At 66.0% G+C, this 16,474-nt stretch carries 17 protein-coding genes; 11 read left to right on the top strand and 6 right to left on the bottom strand.

What is annotated here, in order from left to right:
- A partial coding sequence (locus M9921_10725) for a hypothetical protein (GenBank protein ID MCO5297320.1) occupies positions 1–380 on the top strand: 380 nt, incomplete at its 5' end.
- Between the two features lie 155 nt (positions 381–535).
- Here M9921_10725 and M9921_10730 read toward each other — a convergent pair.
- The 3 genes from M9921_10730 to glmS form a co-directional block, all read right to left on the bottom strand.
- Positions 536–1,327, bottom strand: coding sequence for a WecB/TagA/CpsF family glycosyltransferase (locus M9921_10730; protein MCO5297321.1), 792 nt, complete (start codon positions 1,325–1,327; stop codon positions 536–538).
- 1 nt (position 1,328) lies between these two features.
- Positions 1,329–2,000 carry a sugar transferase gene (locus M9921_10735; protein MCO5297322.1) on the bottom strand — a complete coding sequence of 224 codons (672 nt, stop codon included), beginning with the start codon at positions 1,998–2,000 and terminating at the stop codon, positions 1,329–1,331.
- 192 nt (positions 2,001–2,192) lie between these two features.
- A complete protein-coding gene (gene glmS / locus M9921_10740; protein MCO5297323.1) occupies positions 2,193–4,022 on the bottom strand; it encodes a glutamine--fructose-6-phosphate transaminase (isomerizing) in 1,830 nt (609 codons plus the stop codon).
- Positions 4,023–4,217: 195 nt separating this feature from the next.
- On the opposite strand from glmS, the gene M9921_10745 reads away from it, so the two are divergent.
- From M9921_10745 to M9921_10780, 8 genes are all read left to right on the top strand, one after another.
- Positions 4,218–4,901 (top strand): sugar transferase, encoded by a 684-nt coding sequence (locus tag M9921_10745; GenBank protein MCO5297324.1) that lies wholly within the window; start codon positions 4,218–4,220, stop codon positions 4,899–4,901.
- 10 nt (positions 4,902–4,911) lie between these two features.
- Entirely contained in the window at positions 4,912–6,045 is a 1,134-nt protein-coding gene (locus tag M9921_10750) for a glycosyltransferase (protein MCO5297325.1), read from the top strand.
- Positions 6,046–6,048: 3 nt separating this feature from the next.
- A complete protein-coding gene (locus tag M9921_10755; GenBank protein MCO5297326.1) occupies positions 6,049–6,936 on the top strand; it encodes a decaprenyl-phosphate phosphoribosyltransferase in 888 nt (295 codons plus the stop codon).
- Positions 6,936–7,658, top strand: coding sequence for an SDR family NAD(P)-dependent oxidoreductase (locus M9921_10760; GenBank protein MCO5297327.1), 723 nt, complete (start codon positions 6,936–6,938; stop codon positions 7,656–7,658). The genes M9921_10755 and M9921_10760 overlap by 1 nt, the downstream gene beginning before the upstream one ends.
- Positions 7,655–9,058, top strand: a complete 1,404-nt coding sequence (locus M9921_10765; protein MCO5297328.1) for an FAD-binding oxidoreductase — start codon at positions 7,655–7,657, stop codon at positions 9,056–9,058. Before M9921_10760 ends, M9921_10765 begins: the two co-directional genes overlap by 4 nt.
- 160 nt (positions 9,059–9,218) lie before the next feature.
- Positions 9,219–10,196: a bifunctional oligoribonuclease/PAP phosphatase NrnA gene (locus M9921_10770; GenBank protein ID MCO5297329.1), complete on the top strand. Its 978-nt coding sequence runs from the start codon at positions 9,219–9,221 to the stop codon at positions 10,194–10,196.
- Positions 10,178–11,044, top strand: coding sequence for a tRNA pseudouridine(55) synthase TruB (gene truB / locus M9921_10775; protein MCO5297330.1), 867 nt, complete (start codon positions 10,178–10,180; stop codon positions 11,042–11,044). The genes M9921_10770 and truB overlap by 19 nt, the downstream gene beginning before the upstream one ends.
- Positions 11,041–11,505 (top strand): DUF2752 domain-containing protein, encoded by a 465-nt coding sequence (locus M9921_10780; GenBank protein ID MCO5297331.1) that lies wholly within the window; start codon positions 11,041–11,043, stop codon positions 11,503–11,505. The genes truB and M9921_10780 overlap by 4 nt, the downstream gene beginning before the upstream one ends.
- Here M9921_10780 and M9921_10785 read toward each other — a convergent pair.
- Positions 11,456–12,493: a D-cysteine desulfhydrase family protein gene (locus M9921_10785; GenBank protein ID MCO5297332.1), complete on the bottom strand. Its 1,038-nt coding sequence runs from the start codon at positions 12,491–12,493 to the stop codon at positions 11,456–11,458. The genes M9921_10780 and M9921_10785 overlap by 50 nt on opposite strands.
- Positions 12,494–12,534: 41 nt before the next feature.
- Here M9921_10785 and M9921_10790 point away from each other — a divergent pair, with 41 nt between their 5' ends.
- Both M9921_10790 and M9921_10795 read left to right on the top strand, forming a co-directional pair.
- On the top strand, positions 12,535–13,050 hold the full coding sequence (locus M9921_10790) for a hypothetical protein (protein ID MCO5297333.1): 516 nt from the start codon (positions 12,535–12,537) through the stop codon (positions 13,048–13,050).
- Between the two features lie 84 nt (positions 13,051–13,134).
- Entirely contained in the window at positions 13,135–15,099 is a 1,965-nt protein-coding gene (locus M9921_10795) for a thiamine pyrophosphate-dependent enzyme (GenBank protein ID MCO5297334.1), read from the top strand.
- A gap of 114 nt (positions 15,100–15,213) precedes the next feature.
- Here M9921_10795 and M9921_10800 read toward each other — a convergent pair whose 3' ends face one another.
- Together M9921_10800 and M9921_10805 are read right to left on the bottom strand one after the other, a co-directional pair.
- On the bottom strand, positions 15,214–15,564 hold the full coding sequence (locus tag M9921_10800; protein MCO5297335.1) for a prepilin-type N-terminal cleavage/methylation domain-containing protein: 351 nt from the start codon (positions 15,562–15,564) through the stop codon (positions 15,214–15,216).
- Between the two features lie 127 nt (positions 15,565–15,691).
- Complete coding sequence (locus M9921_10805) at positions 15,692–16,411, bottom strand: hypothetical protein (protein ID MCO5297336.1); 720 nt, start codon at positions 16,409–16,411, stop codon at positions 15,692–15,694.
- Positions 16,412–16,474 lie beyond the last annotated feature (63 nt).

The raw sequence follows: 16,474 nt of genomic DNA on the forward strand, positions 1-16,474 counted from the left end.
CCGCGCGATGGAAGCTCGCGTACGACCCGTCGGTGGCGGCTTTGTACCGGCAGAGTCCCGGTTCGATGTCCAGGAACCACCGCGTCATGCTCGACGCGGCGGCCCAGGTGCTCGCGAAGAACGCCCAGCTCGCGCCGAACCGACTCGCGTACGCGTGGTGGGCCCAGTTCGGGCGGTTCCAGCACGGCCGCCGGGTGCTCTTCAACGTCCTGACCACCGGCCCGTGGCCGCACCGTCTTTGGCAGCTGTTCGGTCTCGTGGCGGCGCGGCCCCACCTGCTGTGGGTCGGCGCGTTCTCCCTGGTGTCGCTGCTCGCGGGCAAACGCCCGTCGGCGCCGACCAAGGAGGAGCCGAAGACGGAAAGGCGCCGAGCGGCCTAGGGCTGGATACCCGTGGGAGTGCGCGCGCTTGCGCGTCGCCCTGAACGCGAGCGACTCGCCGCGAGTCTTGTGCCGAACAAGTTCGGCGGGGGAAGGGCGGCGACCAAGGTCGCGCACTCCCACGGTGAAGTCAAATCAGTGACGAAGGCGGCGGGCTAGACCCACGACGCTTGGGGGGTCCGGGTTGACTCCATGCGGGCGAACACGGCTGCGCGCCAGAGGAACTTGGGGTTGCCCACCACGTACCGGTGGAACAGCCGCACGGGCTCGCGAAGGAGGCGGTAGGCCCACTCCATGCGGACCGAGCGCACCCAGCGGGGTGCCCGGGGGGTCGAGCCGGACAGGAAGTCGAACAGCGCGCCGACGCCGCACGCGACCTTGACGTTCAACGCCTCGCGGTGCTCGATCAGGAAGAACTCCTGTTTCGGCTGTCCCAGCGCGACGAGCAGCAGGTCGGCCCCGGAACGCGCGATCGAGCGCGCGGCCAACTCGGGATCGGCGAACCCGTGCATGCGTCCCACCACCCGGACGTTGGGATAGCGACGCTCGATTTCCAGCGCCGCGCCGGCGTTCGAGGCCGGCGACGCGCCATATAGGTAGACGCGAAGTTCCTGTTGCGATTCGGCGAACAACCGCGGAAAGAGGTCGGTGCCGTTGAAATTGTAGTGGAACTCCCGCCCCCGAAGGCGGGCGGCGATCGCGGCGCCGATCCCGTCGTTCAACACGGCGTCCATCGCGCACAGGCAGGCGTGGAGCCCCGGGCGCTCATGCGCCAGATTCAGGGAGTGCGCGTTGGCGATCCCCAGCAGGCGGGTCCGCCGCGACCCGGCCATCGCCTGATTCCACCACAGTTTGAAGGATTCGTACGTGGGGTTCCAGATCGAGACGCCCAGAAGGTCGATGGACTCGGAGCGGTGGGTGGAAAGGGAAAACGGTGCGCTGGCCATCTTAGTACGCTCCTCGGCCCCGAAGGACGGCCGTGGGGGTGCGGAGCAGCAGCTTCACATCGGTCAGCAGGCTCATCTCGCGCAGGTAGCGGTGATCCAACTCGATCCACTGCTGGAAGTCCAGATCGCTCCGGCCCATGACCTGCCAGTAGCAGGTGAGCCCGGGCTTGACCGACAGGCGCTGCATGGCGAACCCGTCGTACTGCTCGACTTCTCGGGGGAGCGGCGGGCGGGGTCCGACGAGGCTCATGTCCCCCACGAAGACGCTCAGGATCTGCGGCAGCTCATCGAGGCTGTACTTGCGAAGGAACCGCCCAAGGGGGGTGATGCGAGGGTCCGACTTGATCTTGAAGATCGGCCCGTCCTTCTCGTTGAGCGCATCGAGGTAGATCAGGGTGCGGTCGGCGTCCACGTACATCGAGCGGAACTTGACGAAGGGGAACTCGCGGCCGCCCAGCCCGACCCGGGTGCTTCGGTAGAAGACCGGTCCGCGGCTTGTGAGTCGAACCGCCGCGGCGATCAACAGAAACAACGGTCCCAGCAGCAGCAACAACGTACCGGATCCGAGGAGGTCCATCACGCGCTTGGCGGTCGCGTAGGGCACGTGGCGAGGTTCGACGCGGCTCACCGGCCGGAAGGCGAGGGTTGGATCGAGGAGTGCGTTCTGGCTCATGGTTGCTGGAGCTCAGATCCATGTCTCTGGAGGACGGGAGAGCATGGATCGTCGAGCAACCTAAGCACTGCAAGCACCAGGCCAGACAGAAGCGCTTGGCGGGAACCTGAGGGCGTTGCTGGGTAGTTTGTCGTCTATCGTTTGTTGTCTGTCGTCACCGACCACAAACCACAAACCACAAACCACAAACCCCTATTCGACCGTGACGCTCTTTGCCAGATTCCGGGGTTGGTCGATTTCGCAGCCCTTGAACCGGGCCACGTGATAGGCCAGGAACTGGATCGGAATGATCGACAGCAGCGCGTTGAGGAATTCGAAGGGCGTCTCGGGAACGCGCAGGATGTGGTCGGCGACCTTCTCGACGACCGTGTCGTCGTCGGTCGTGATCGCCACGATCGTGCCGCCGCGCGCCTGGACTTCCTGCATGTTGCTCAGCACCTTGTCGCGAATCGTGGGGTCGGTGGCACCGAAGATGGCGACCACGCCCTTCTGCACCAGTGCGAGGGGGCCGTGCTTCATCTCGCCCGCAGGCGATTCCTGCGTGGGGATGTAAGCGATCTCCTTGAGCTTGAGCGCGCCTTCGAGCGCCACGTAGGCGTCGGCTCCCCGCCCGAGGAAGAAGCACAACGGCGTGTCTTGGATCTCTTTGGCCAAGGCGACGACGTCCGCTTCGCGCTCGAGAAGCATCGCAGCCTTGTCGCTCAACGTGCGCAACGCTTCGACCGCGTCGCCGACGCGCAATCCGGGCATCTCCTGGACCTGCCCGATGTAGAGGGCGAGGAGCGTGAGCACGAGCACCTGTGCCGTGTAGGCCTTCGTGCTCGCCACCGAAATCTCGGGTCCCGCTTGCGTGAAGATCGTCCGGTCGCACTCGCGCGCGATCGACGATCCGATGACGTTCACGATGCCCAGGGTGCGGATGCGCCGTTCCTTGCAGAGCCTGAGGGCGGCGAGGGAGTCTGCGGTTTCCCCCGATTGGCTGATGAAGATCGCCAACGACTTCGGCGACAGGACCGGATCGCCATAGCGGAACTCGCTCGAGTAGTAGACGTCCGTGGGGAGCCGAAGCAGCTTCTCGAAGAGGTGCTTGCCCATCAGGCCCGCGTGGTAGGCCGTGCCGCACGCGATGATGTTCACACGGTCGATCTCGTTCCACACGTGCTCGGAGAAGATCTGTTCGAATCGGATGCGGTTCTTCTCGTCGATGCGACCCGCCAGGCACTGTCGAAGCACTTCCGGTTGCTCGTGGATCTCCTTGAGCATGAAGTGCTCGTAACCGCCCCGCTCCGCAGCGGCGGTGTCCCAGTCGATGTGCATCGGCTTGAGCGGGATCTCTCTCGCGTCCCCGTCGAGGATCGCGACGTCGGTGGCGGTGAGCACCGCGATCTGGTCCTCCTCGACGATCACGACCTCGCGCGTGTAGGGGAGCAGCGCGGTGATGTCGCTGGCCAAGAGGTTCTCTCCCTCGCCCAACCCGACGACGAGAGGACTGGCGTTGCGAGCGGCGACGATCTTGTCGGGCTCGCGCTTCGACACGACCACGAGGGCGTACGCACCCCGCAGCCTCTTCACCCCGAGCCGAACAGCCTCCTCCAGAGGCACGCCCTTGCCGTACTCCTCGCCGAGCACGTGCGCCGCGACCTCTGTATCGGTCTGCGAGCGGAAGATGTGGCCCTTGGCGGCCAACTCCTCCCGCAACTCCATGTAGTTCTCGATGATCCCGTTGTGGATGATCGAGATCTGCTCGTAACGGTCGTAGTGCGGGTGGGCGTTTTCGTCCGTCGGTCCGCCGTGGGTGGCCCATCGCGAGTGGGCGATCGCCATGCGGACGTCTTCGGGGGTGTCTCCCACAAGCTTGCCCAGCTCGGTCAGCTTGCCGGCGCGCTTGAGGATCTTGATGTCGTCGCCTTGAACGTAGGCGATGCCCGCGCTGTCGTATCCGCGGTATTCCAGCCGCTTCAACTGGTCGAAAACGACGTTCACCGCGCTGCGCGGCCCAAGGTATCCGGCGATCCCACACATGGTCCGTGCGAGGATAGCACGTCGGCAGCGGCCCCGGCGTCCGTACCGGCTTTTCCAGGTAGAAGCAGGGGTCTGGCCGAAGCAGTCGCTATACTAGAAGCACGAGACGTGCGGAGACACGTTTCCCGTGGCGTGCGTCCAGGGGAGACGGACCGTGTTGTTTGCAGGCAATGGTGGGCTCAAGCGTTTAGTTTGATGATCAGCTTCGATGACAAGGGGAGGTCGACGGCGACGCCGGGTGGCCACGTTGCGCCGACGGTGTCACGCTACCACCGGCCGCTGTTTCGCATCACCAAACGGATCTTCGATATCGTCGTGAGCCTCGTTCTGCTCGTCCTGCTCCTTCCGCTCTTCGCGCTCGTCGCACTCGTCATCATCGTCACCGATGGAACGCCGGTCACGTTTCGCCAGCAGCGCATCGGGCTGAACGGCAAACTCTTCTACCTGTACAAGTTTCGATCGATGGTCCGCAACGCGGACGAGATCCTGCAGTCGCGGCCCGAGCTGATGGAGGAGTACCGGAAGTACTACAAGATCAAAGACGATCCCCGCATCTCGCCGGTCGGCCAATTCCTGCGCAGCACGACGCTCGACGAACTGCCCCAGCTCTTCAACGTGCTGCGAGGCGAGATGAGCCTGGTGGGACCGCGACCGATCGTCGAGCCCGAACTGGCCAAGTTCGGCGACGCCCAGGAGATCTACCTGTCGATGAAACCCGGCTGCGCCGGCCTTTGGCAGTGCAGCGGCCGCAGCGACACGACGTACGAGGAGCGGGTCGCCTACGAGAGCCTGTACTACCGCAAAGCCTCTCCGGCCTTCGACCTCCTGATCCTTTGGCGAACGTTCTGGGCCGTGATTCTTCGCCGCGGCGCGGTGTAGGCTGGAGCACGTGGCGAATCCAAACGGGCGACGCGTCGCCCTCATCCACGACTGGCTGACGGTTCCCGCAGGCTCCGAGGCGGTCTTCGCGGAGGTGTGCGCCCTCTTCCCCGGGACCGTGTTCGCGTCGCAGATCGACGCCGAGCGGTGCACGTTCCTCCGTCCGTACCCGCTCCGTCCCAGCGCGATCCAGAAGCTGCCGTTCGCGCTCACCAAGCACTGGCTGTACGCTCCCGTGCTGCCGAACGTGTACGCGGGAATGGACCTCTCCGAGTTCGACCTCGTGCTCTCCGACAGCCACTCGTTTGCGCACGGAGTCCGCAGGGCCCCCGGCGCTCTGCACGTGAATTACTACCACACGCCCGCCCGTTCGCTTTGGGTGCCCGAGATCGACCCGAGGGCGGGCAAGACGTGGCTGCACCGCATGATCGCCAAGCGCCTCAAGCGGCTGGACTTCGTCGCGTCGAAGCGCCCCGACGTGATCTTCACAAACTCCGAGACCACGGCTGCGCGCGTGCGCAAGTTCTACGGTCGCGAGGTGGACCAGGTGATCTACCCGCCGGTGCACACCGAAGCGTGGCTCAAGGTTCCCCGCAAGTCCACGGACGCGGGGCTCATCACGTGGGGCAGGCTCATCGGCTACAAGCGGGTGGATCTGGCGATCGAATCCGTGCGCCGAACCGGGCAGGCGCTCCATGTCGTGGGCAGCGGCCCCCTCGAAGCCGAGCTGCGCGCCCAAGCGGCGGACTGCCCGAACATCACCTTCCACGGCCGGCTCGGCGACGCCGAGCTGATGGAGTTGATGGCGCACTGCAAGGCGTTCGTCTTTCCCGCCTACGAGGATTTCGGGATCGTGGCCGTCGAGGCGATGGCCGCGGGCCTGCCGGTCGTCGCGTTCGCCGAGGGAGGTGCGAGCGAGACGGTTCGGGACGAGTTCGGCGTGCGGTTTCCCGAACAGTCGGTGGACGCCCTTGTGGCCGCGCTCGAGGAGCTGGACCGCCGCGAGTTCGACGAACAGGCGCTGCGCGAACACGCGAAGCAGTACGACGTGTCCGTGTTCCGGCGGGAGTACCGCAAGGCCGTCGACGCCGCGATCGAAAAGCACTTCGGCGATTCGAAGCCCGCGGACGTCCTTAATTCTTGACCCATGGCGTTCCTCGACCTGTTGCTTTTCACGCGGCCCAAGCAGTGGACGAAGAACCTCCTCGTCTTCGCCGCGCCCCTGTTCGTGAGCGACCAATTGGAGCCAGGGGCGCTGTCAAAGAGCCTCGTCGCGTTTGCTGCGATGTGTCTTGCAAGCGGCGCGGTCTACGCATTCAACGATTTGAGCGATGTGGAGCAGGACCGGGCCCACCCGACCAAGCGCAATCGTCCGGTCGCCTCTGGGCGGATCGGCCGGGGCGAAGCGGGGTTCATCGGTGCGTTGGAGTTGATTGGCGCGCTGGCCTTGGCGTGGGCGATCGGGGCCAAGCCGTTCATCGTCGTGCTCGTGTATGTGGGCTTGCAGGCGGTCTACGTGTTGGGCGCCAAGCGCATCCCCGTGACCGACGTCTTCCTGATCGGCACCGGCTTTGTCCTTCGGGCCGCGTTGGGGGCGATCGCGATCCAAGTCCAGATCTCCGCCTGGCTCCTGCTTTGCACCGGCGCCCTCGCCCTGCTGCTCGGCTTTGGCAAGCGGCGTAGCGAGTTCGTGCTGCAGGGCGACGTGCGCGCTGCGAGCCGCGAGAGCCTCGGCGTCTACTCGAAGCAGGCGCTGGACGTGCTGGTCACGGCTTGCGCCACGGTGGCGGCGATTTGCTACGGCATCTACGCCGTGGAGAGCCAGACCGCCAAAAGCCACCCCGCCCTCATCCTCTCCTCGGTGTTCGTCTTCTACGGGATCTGCCGTTACCTCTTCCTTGCGTTCGGTGCGGACGAGGGGGGCGAGCCGGAGACGCTCCTGCTCACGGACGTTCACCTCATCGCCAGCGTTGTGCTGTTTGTGGGAAGCGTCCTCCTGGCCTTCAGCGGATTCCGCATGGGGTTCGTGAACTGATGCGATACGAGCGATCTCTGGTGGTCGGTGCGTCGTCGGGGATCGGGCGCGAAATCGCGTGCCAACTCGCGGCCGAAGGGGGCCTCGTGGCGGCGGTCGCCCGGCGCAAGGAGCGACTGGACGAGCTCTCCACCTCCTTTCCGTCCATCCAGACCTTCGTGCACGACGTCGAAGCCGCCGACGAGGTACCGGCGCTGTTCCAAGAGATCACCTCCTCGCTCGGTGGGCTCGACCTGGTCGTCTACGCGGCAGGCGTGATGCCGTCGGTCGGTCCCGACGAGTTCTCGTTCGAGAAGGACCGGGAGATCTTCGCCGTCAACGTGCTGGGCGCGATGGCGTGGCTCGACCAGGCGGCCGTCCGTTTCGGGCACGCGGGGCACGGCACGATCGTCGGCATCGGCAGCGTGGCGGGCGACCGGGGCCGAGCGGGCCAGCCCGCCTACAACGCGTCGAAAGCGGCCTTGGCCACCTATCTCGAAGCCCTGCGCAACCGGCTTGCGACGCAAGGCGTGACGGTGACCACCGTGAAGCCAGGACCCGTCGCGACGGAGATGACCGCGGGGCTCCCTCTCAAGAACCCGATGCTCGCGGAGAAGGCCGCGAGGAAGATCCTCGCGCTGAGCGGCTCCGGGGGCGAGCGCTACCTCTCTTGGAAGCACCGCCTGATCTTCGCCGTGATCCGGGCCATACCATCGCCGATCTTTCGGAGAATGAAACTGTGACGCGGCGGCTGTTGCCGCTCGAGACGATCCGCGGTCTGGCGGGATTCGGCGGCGCGCAACGGGCGGATGGCTACGTGTTTCAACCGACCACGGTCGACGAGGCGCGCGAGGTCCTGGCTCTCGCGCGTGAAGCCGGGCGGCGCGTGGTGCTGCGCGGTTCGGGGCGTTCCTACGGCGATGCGGCGATCGCGCGCGAAGCGGTCGTCCTCGACCTGTGCGCGATGAACCAGGTGGTGGGTTGGGATCCAAGCACCGGGATTCTGGAGGCGGAGGCGGGGGCGACTCTGGGCGACGTGTGGAGGCGTTGCCTTCCCGACGGGTGGTGGCCGCCCGTGGTGTCGGGCACGATGTTCCCGACCCTGGGGGGAGCGCTCGCGATGAACATCCACGGCAAGAACGCCTACCGGGTGGGCACCCTGGGCGAGCACGTGCGCTCGATCGACGTGCTGCCCACCGACGGGGGCGAGGTGGTGCGCCTCGGCCCTTCGGACTCCCTGTTTCACTCCGTGGTCTCCGGCGCGGGCCTGGCCGGGCTGATCGTGGGGGTCCGTCTACAGCTCAAGAAGGTGCCGAGCGGGGACGTGCGCGTGCGCGGGGTCTCGTGCTCGGGCTGGAAGGACCAGTTCGACGCCTTCGACCGGTACCGCGAGGATGCGGACTACATGGTGAGCTGGATCGACTGTTTTGCGAGGGGGCACGCACGGGGCCGGGGGCTGTTCCACGCGGCGTGGTACGCGGAGGGCCCGTCCGCGACGTTGCTCGAAGCGCACCAGACCCTGCCCTCGAAGGTGCTCGGCGTGGTGCCCAAGTCGGAGACGTGGCGGTTCCTCAAGCTGCTGAACCGGCGGGGGTGCATGCGCCTGGTCAACGCGGCCAAGCACGCGGCGGGGCGGATTTTCGAGCACGGGCGGGAGGGCCGGCAGAGTTTGGTGGCTTTCTCGTTCCTTCTCGATTACGTGCCGGGCTGGGAGCGCGCGTACGCGCCGGGCGGGTTCATCCAGGTCCAAACCTTCGTGCCCGCCGCCGAGGCGAGACGCGTGTTCGACGAGCAGATCCAGATGCAGCAGCGCGCGGGGCTGGAGTCCTTCCTGGGCGTGATGAAGCGCCACCGGGTGGACGAGTTCGCGCTCTCGCACGGCGTCGACGGCTACTCGTTGGCGCTCGACTTCAAGGTCACGCGTGCCAACCGGGCGCGCGTCGAAGCTCTTGCAGACGGGCTCCATAAGTCCGCGTTGGCAGCAGGCGGACGGTTCTACTTGGCCAAGGACACCGTGCTGGACGGCGCGGACTACCGCCTCTCCATTGGGGATGGGTTGGAGAGGCTGCACAAGGCAAGGGAACGATTTGACCCGGACGGAATCCTGACCAGTGCGCAGGCGGAGAGGCTGGGGCTCTTGTAGCCCGGATACGCCCGTCGAGCAGGCGTGGCACGCGTGGTACTCGGGGTGGGCAATTCGGGTGCCACGCCCGCTCGACGGGCGTGCCGGGAAGGGGCCGACGGGCCCAATCCAGTAGAATGGGAGCCGATTTGAGCGTTTTCCCCCAGGAGAGTGCCCCGCGATGAGCGTGGCCAAAAAGCTCGCACCCCAGTTTCAAGCGGAGTTGATGGGTGCGTCGTCCGTGTTGATCGGGACCCACCTGAACCCCGACGGCGACGCGCTGGGCAGCGCGCTGGCCCTTTCGCACCTGCTCGATGGGATGGGGATCTACAACGAGGTGCTCAACCACCACCTGCCGCCGGCCAACCTCGAGTTCCTTCCCGGCGTGGGGCGCGTGCGGCAAGAGCCCAAGCGCGAGAAGTTCGATCTTTGCGTCGTGCTCGATCTCGATTCGACGGAGCGGCTGGGCAACGTCGAACCCTTCTTTGGGGCCTGCACGCGGCTGATCGTCGTCGACCACCACATCCCGCACGAGGCGCCGGGAGACCTTCGCATCGTGGATACCGACGCCTCCGCGACCGCGGCGATCCTGACGGAGATGCTCTTGGAAATGGGGGCGGCGATCACCCCGGACATCGCGACGTGCCTGCTCACGGGGATCGTCACGGACACCGGCAGCTTCCGATTCCGCAACACCACGGTCGAGGCGCTGACCTTGGCGGCGCGCCTGTTGGAGCTGGGCGGAGACATCAACCTCGTGAGCGAGGAGATCTTCCAACGCAAGCCCCTTTCAAGCGCGCGGCTGCTTGGCTTCATGCTCGAGCGGATGGTGCTCGAGGCCGACGACCGGATCGCCTACTCGGTGCTGGACTTCAACGACTTCGAGGTCACCGGGGCGCGGGACGAGAACACCGAGGGGTTCGTGAACGAACTGCTTTCCATCCGCACGGTTCAAATCGCCGCCCTCATTCGGGAGCCCAAACCGGGTCGCATCCGGGTGAGCCTGCGCTCGCGCGGCGAGTTCGACATCGCCGAGGTCGCGCGCCAGTTCGGCGGCGGCGGGCACAAGAACGCGGCCGGATGCGCGTTCGACGGCAATCCGGAGGACGCGGTGACCGGCTTGGTTCCGAGGTTGCGCGCATGCTTGGAATCCTCCTGATCGACAAGCCTCTGGGCATCACCTCGCACGACGTGGTCAACACCGTGCGGCGCCGTTTCGGGACGCGACGCGTGGGGCACGCCGGAACGTTGGACCCGCTGGGCACGGGGCTGCTGGTCGTGGCGGTGGGTCCGGCCACGCGGTTCCTGCAGTACCTCCCGCTCGAACCGAAGGAGTACGACGCCCACGTCACCTTTGGGCGCGCCACCAACACCCAGGACGCCGAGGGCGAGATCGTCTCCGAAGCCCCGGTGCCCGAGGAGTTGGAGCAGCGCCTGGTCGAGGTCTTGCCGAACTTCGTCGGGGCGATCCGGCAGTTGCCGCCGATGTTCAGCGCGGTCAAGAAGGCGGGGAAGCCCCTCTATGTCTACGCGAGGAAGGGCGAGGAGGTGGAGCGCGCGACCCGCGAGGTCTACATCGAAGCGATCGACCTGCTGGAGGTCGTCGGGGAGGTCGCGCACCTTCGGGTGGTTTGCTCCGGCGGGACGTACATTCGGACGCTGGCCCACGACGTTGGGGAAGCGGTCGGCTGTGGGGCTTTCCTCTCATCGCTCAACCGAACGGGCGTCGGACGGTTTAAGCTGGAAGGAGCCGTGAAGCTCGACGATGCGGGCCCCGAGCACCTCCTGCCCCTGCGGGAGGCGCTGGATCCGATGCCGGTGATCGAACTCGATTCGCACCGAGTCGCCCACGTGCGCGAGGGACGCCAAGTCGGCATCCGCCCTTCGCCGGCCGAGCCCCGGGTCGCCGTGGCGACTCCCGACGGCGACGTGTTCGGCATCGCAAAGGTGTTTGGCCCCTTGCTCCAACCGGAGGTCGTGATCCCCTCGGAGGTCGCTGCTCCGTGATTGCCTTTGAGCACGGGGTGCGGCGCAAGCTGCTGCTGGGGCAGTTCCTCTGGTTTGCCCTTTGGGTTGCGATCACGGTGACCGCGCTGTTCCTTCATCCGGACCCGAGCGGCCATGGCACGCACACCCAGTTGGGATTGCCCCCTTGCCCTTCGGTGCTCGTGATGGGGCGGCCGTGTCCGGGGTGCGGGCTCACGACGAGTTGGACGGCCACGGTGCACGGCGATCTCGGAGCGGCGTGGCGCGCGAACCCTCTCGGCTCCTTGCTCTATTTCGGGTTCACCGTGAGCGCGTTCCTTTCGCTCTACGGGTTTGTCCGGCGCGCGCGTTTGGACCTTTCCGGCAAGCGGTTCAACCAGTTGGCGGTGGCCCTGCTGGTCGGTTATCTCGCGTTCGGCGCGTACCGTTTCGTCACCGCGCGGGACTACTCGGTTGGGCCGATGGTCGTTCGAGGCCGCTGAACAGCTCGTCGAGGCTCCTCACCGCGAAGAGCGAGGGAGACCCGCCCGTGTGCCAGAAGAGCGTGCGGCCGGGCAGTTCTCCCCGCTTGGCCAGATCGAGGACGCCGGCGAACGCCTTGCCCGAGTAGACGGGGTCGAGGAAGATCCCTTCGCTGCGGGCGAGTTCGAGGATCGCAGCATTCCCTTCGGCGCTGGGCACGGCGTAACCCGGACCCACCCAGTCGAGGCGTAGGTCAAAGTCCTCGGGGCGCACGTTGCGCTGCTCGCCTAGGAGCGCGTCGAGCCCGGTGCAAAGCTCGGCGAACTCTTGGGGCAGTTCGGGTTCGGGGTCGGCGCTGATCCCGATCACCTGCGTGGGCAGCCCGTGGTACGCGTAGGTGAGCCCGGAGTGGGTGCTTCCGCTGGAGCTGGCCACGACGATGGCGTCGAAGGGCCCGGCCTGCGAGTTCAGCTCCTCGGCGGCCTTGAGGAACCCGTACGCGCCGAGCGGGGAGGAGCCCCCGATGGGAATGCGGTAGACGCGGTGCCCCTCCGCCTCGTACTCGAGGGCGAGGGCTTCGGCGTGGTCGTAGAGGGCCTCCCACGTGCCGTCGGGATGGTGGCGAACGTCGACGCCCAAGATCTGGTCCACGAGCGCGTTGCCCCCGTCGGGGGGCAGGTGGATGTCGGGCGGCTTGCCGGCGGCGCCGTCGTAGGGCTTGTCCATGACCGCGGCCCCGCACCGCAGGCCGAAGCGCGAGCACGCGCCGCCCAGTTGGCGCACGAAGTTCGATTGCGCGGACCCGCAGGACGTGACGGCATCGGCACCCTGGTCCAGCGCGGCGGCGATGAGATACTCGAGCTTGCGCCCCTTGTTGCCGCCCAGGGCGAACCCGGTGAGGTCGTCCCGCTTGATCCACAGTTCGATGCCCAGCTTCTCGGACATCCGGTCCAATCGGTGGACCGGAGTGGGCGCCTGGATGAGGTCGACCTTGCGGGGAGGGGGCATGAAGGCAATTGTACTTGGCCCGAGGCTTGCATAATGCCCGTATGACGACGCGGAAGAAGGTCGGAATCGGGTGTCTGGTCGTCGTGGTCGCGCTCGGCGTCTGGCTGGGACCGACGCTTTTCGACTTGAGGGACTACATCGGCACGGCCATCGCGCCCCAGAAGATGCGCGAGTACGAGGGATCCAACGTCGACAACCTCAAGGCGATCCACACGGCCCTCACCCTGTACGAGGAGAGCGAGGGCCAGTTCCCCGAGGGCGAGGGTTGGATGGACGCGATCGCGAACCGCATCCGCACCAGCGACTTGAGCGAAGAGGAGGCGTCGAAGAAGCTGCGCGACCCCGCGCGTTCGAAGAGCCCCGAGGAGTACGGCTACGCGCTGAACGACGCGGCCGCCGGCAAGTACCACGAGGACGTGCCCGACCCTTCGAAGACCCCTCTGGTGTTTCTCACGTCCGACATGAAGCGCGGCGTGCACGGGGACCCGTCCAAGATCGGCATCCAGCCCAAAGGGCGGGCCTACGGGATCGCGGTCGACGGAACGATCCTGAAGTAGGGGAAGCCCTCGCCGGTATAATGGAAGTTCCGTGCGCTTGGCGCGCGGAGCACCCCGAAATCAGACAACGAGGTCTCATTTATCATGTCCGCGATTCCCGCCAACAAGTCCTACAACAAGCTCGATCTCCTGCGTTTGATGCTCCTCAGCCGTGAAGGCGACCGTCGCGAGGGGATCCTGCTCCGACAGAGCAAGGGCTGGTTCCACATCGGCGGGACGGGCCACGAGGCGATCGGCGCGCTCTCCTTCGTGTTGCGGCCGGACGACGTGCTCTTTCCGCACTACCGCGACCGCGCCCTCATGCTCACGCGCGGCCTCACGACCGCCGAGCTCGCGCTCGCCTACTTCGGCAAACGGGACTCGGGCTCCGGCGGGCGCCAGATGCCGGGCCACTACAGCAACAAGGACCTCAACGTCTTCAGCGTCAGTTCGCCCACTGGTGGATCGCTGCTGCCGGCGGTCGGGACCGCGTGGGGCATGAAGCTCTCCGGGACGGACTCCCTGGTGGTCACCAGCATCGGCGACGCGGCTTCCCGCCAAGGCGAGTTCTACGAGGCCGTGGCCTTCGCGATGCAGGAGAAGCTGCCGGCGATCTTCCTGGTGGAGGACAACCGCTACGGCATCTCGACGCCCACCGAGAAGTTTCTCGCCTTCCGATTCGGGCTGTTCGACGAGCGAAACGTGGTCCGCGTGGACGCGCACTACCCGGACAAGGTCTTCGAGGTCGGCGCGGCGGCTGCGGCCAAGGCGCGCGCGGGCGACGGCCCCACGATTCTCTGGTGCGAGTTGGACCGGTTGTCAAGCCACAGCAGCTCGGACGACCACCGCATCTACCGCGAGCCCGAGGACATCGCCGAGATGGAGGCCCGGGACCCAATCAAGCTGCTCGCCGAGGAGTTGATGGCGTCGGGCGATCTCACCGAGGACGTGTGGCAGGAGATGCGCGACGAGGTCGTGCAGCTCGTGGATGCCGAGTACCTCAAAGCGGAGAAGGCAACGGACCCGCGGGCGGACGAGGTGTATCTCCACAACTTCGGCGAGGAAGTGCCCGCGGAGAGGCCCCCGATCACCACGGGGCGCCAGACCATGGTCGCCGCGATTAACTCGACCCTTCACAAGGCGCTTGAGAACGACCCGAAGGTGGTCATGTTCGGCGAAGACATCGAGGACCCGAAGGGCGGCGTGTTCGGTCTTACCAAGGGGCTCTCCGACGCGTTCCCCAACCAGGTCTTCAACTCGCCGTTGGCCGAGGCCACGATCGTCGGGACCGCGGTCGGCATGGCCGCCTACGGCATGCGCCCGGTGTTCGAGGTCCAGTTCATCGACTTCATCAACCCGGCGTGGAACCAGATCATGACGAACCTCTCCACGCTGCGGTGGCGGACGTTCGGAAAGTGGAAGTGTCCGTGTGTGATCTACTGCCCGTACGGCGCGTACCTGCCCGGCGGCTCGCTCTGGCACAGCCAGGCGAACGAGGCGTTGCTGGCCCACGTGCCCGGTGTACGCATCGCGATCCCGTCGACGCCCGAGGATGCCGCGGGGCTATTCTGGAGCGCGATCCACGGCGACGACCCCACGTTCATCTTGATTCCGAAGCACATCTTCCGCAAGAACGTGGAGGTGGACCACGTGGAGGCCGTTCCGTTCGGCAAGGCGCGCACCGTGCGCGAGGGTTCGGACGTGACGCTCGTGACGTGGGGCAACTGCGTCGAACTTGCCGAAGAGGTCGCCCAGAAGCTCGCCGACGAGGTCGACATCGAGATTCTGGATCTGCGGACGATCGTGCCGTGCGACTACGAGGCCATCGCCGCCTCGCTCGAGAAGACGGGTCGATTGGTCGTGGTGCACGAGGATCTCAAGACGTGCGGTTTCGGGCAGGCGATCCTGGGCGAGATGACGCGGGTCCCGGAGCGGTGGAACCTGTTCCTCTCACCCCCGCAGTTGGTGGCACGCGAAGACGTGCACATCGGCTACAACCCGATCTACGAGTACGCGGCGCTGCCGAGCGCGGACGAGGTGATCGCCGCCGTCCGCGTCACGATGGAATAGTTACGCGGTTTGTGGTTTGCGGTTTGCGGTTTGCGGTTTGTGGTTGGTGGTGGTTTGTGAACCCCTCGCCCCTCTGGGGGAGAGGGGGCAGGGGGTGAGGGGCTGCGACCTTCCCTACGGCAGCACGTGCGGATTGGGGGCCTGTCCGCTCAGCGAGCACGTGGGTTCGGTGCCGATGTTCTGGATCGTGTAGGTCCCGCCGGCCGGGCACGTCGGCAGAGAGGTGCCCTTGATGTACGTGGGGACCAGGTCGCCTGCGACCACGGGGTCGCCGGTGCCCTTGTTGAACTCCATTGCGAACTGCTCTTTGGCGCCCGAGATGGCGCGAAGCTGCGAGATGCACGTCTTCTGCTGCGACCGGGAGCGCGTTCCGACCCACTGCGGCACGGCGATCGCAAGCAGGATCCCGATGATCAGCACGACGATCATGATCTCGACTAGGGTGAAGGCTTTTCTTCGGCGCATGGATGACTCCCGTGGGGGTTGTTCCATACCGTGCGGGCGCAAATGCCGGTAGAAGGGATGGGACGGGAATCGGGAGACGGGAATCGGGAGACGGGAATCGGGAGACGGGAATCGGGAATCGGGGGGGCTAGCGGATCTCGATTAGCGAGGCGTGCATGGGGTTTTCGGCGGAGACGTGCACGGAATTCGAGCGGACCCCCGCGTCGCGATCGACCAGAAATCCCGCGAGGGCGCCCCAGCCGAGTGCGGTCACGACGATGAAGAAGACGAACGAGAACTTTTGCACGGCAAGTTGCGAGCGTTCGCTGATCGTGATGCCCCAGCGAATGCAGAAGTTCCAAATCCCGTACGCGAGGTGGTAGCTCGCGGCGACCACGCCGAGCGCGTAGAGGACCAGCACGATGTAACCGTTGGCGGTGAGTTTGTCGTGCCAGGCCTGCCAGAGAATGACCTCCTCGCCGTTGATCTTCGCGTTAACCGTGGTGGTGACCACGTGGAGGATGAGCAGGAAAAAGAGGATGACGCCGGACCAGCGCTGGAGGCCGTACATCCGGTTTTCCGGCCATTTGTACTTCGTGGAGAGGAAGTTCGGCTTCGCGCGCCCCACGATGAAGAGTCCGTAGACGGCGTGAAAGAGGATCGGGATGCCCAGGACGCCGATTTCAAGCGCCAGCAGGATGTGTTTGGGGACGCTCTCGAAGAAGCCGATGACCGAATTGAACTTGGCCGGACCCGCGATGCTGAAAGAGTTGAGGGTCAGGTGCTGGAGCATGTAGAACCCGATCGGAATCACTCCCGTGAGCGAGTGCACCTTGTGCCAGAAAAAGCTCTCCTTGCCGACAGCCATGGACGCATGGAGAATACCTGGCAAGAGCGTGCGCCCACCGCACGCCCGAAGCCCGGACCCGCC

This window comes from Fimbriimonadaceae bacterium (assembly GCA_023957775.1).
GTDB lineage: Bacteria > Armatimonadota > Fimbriimonadia > Fimbriimonadales > Fimbriimonadaceae > JAMLGR01.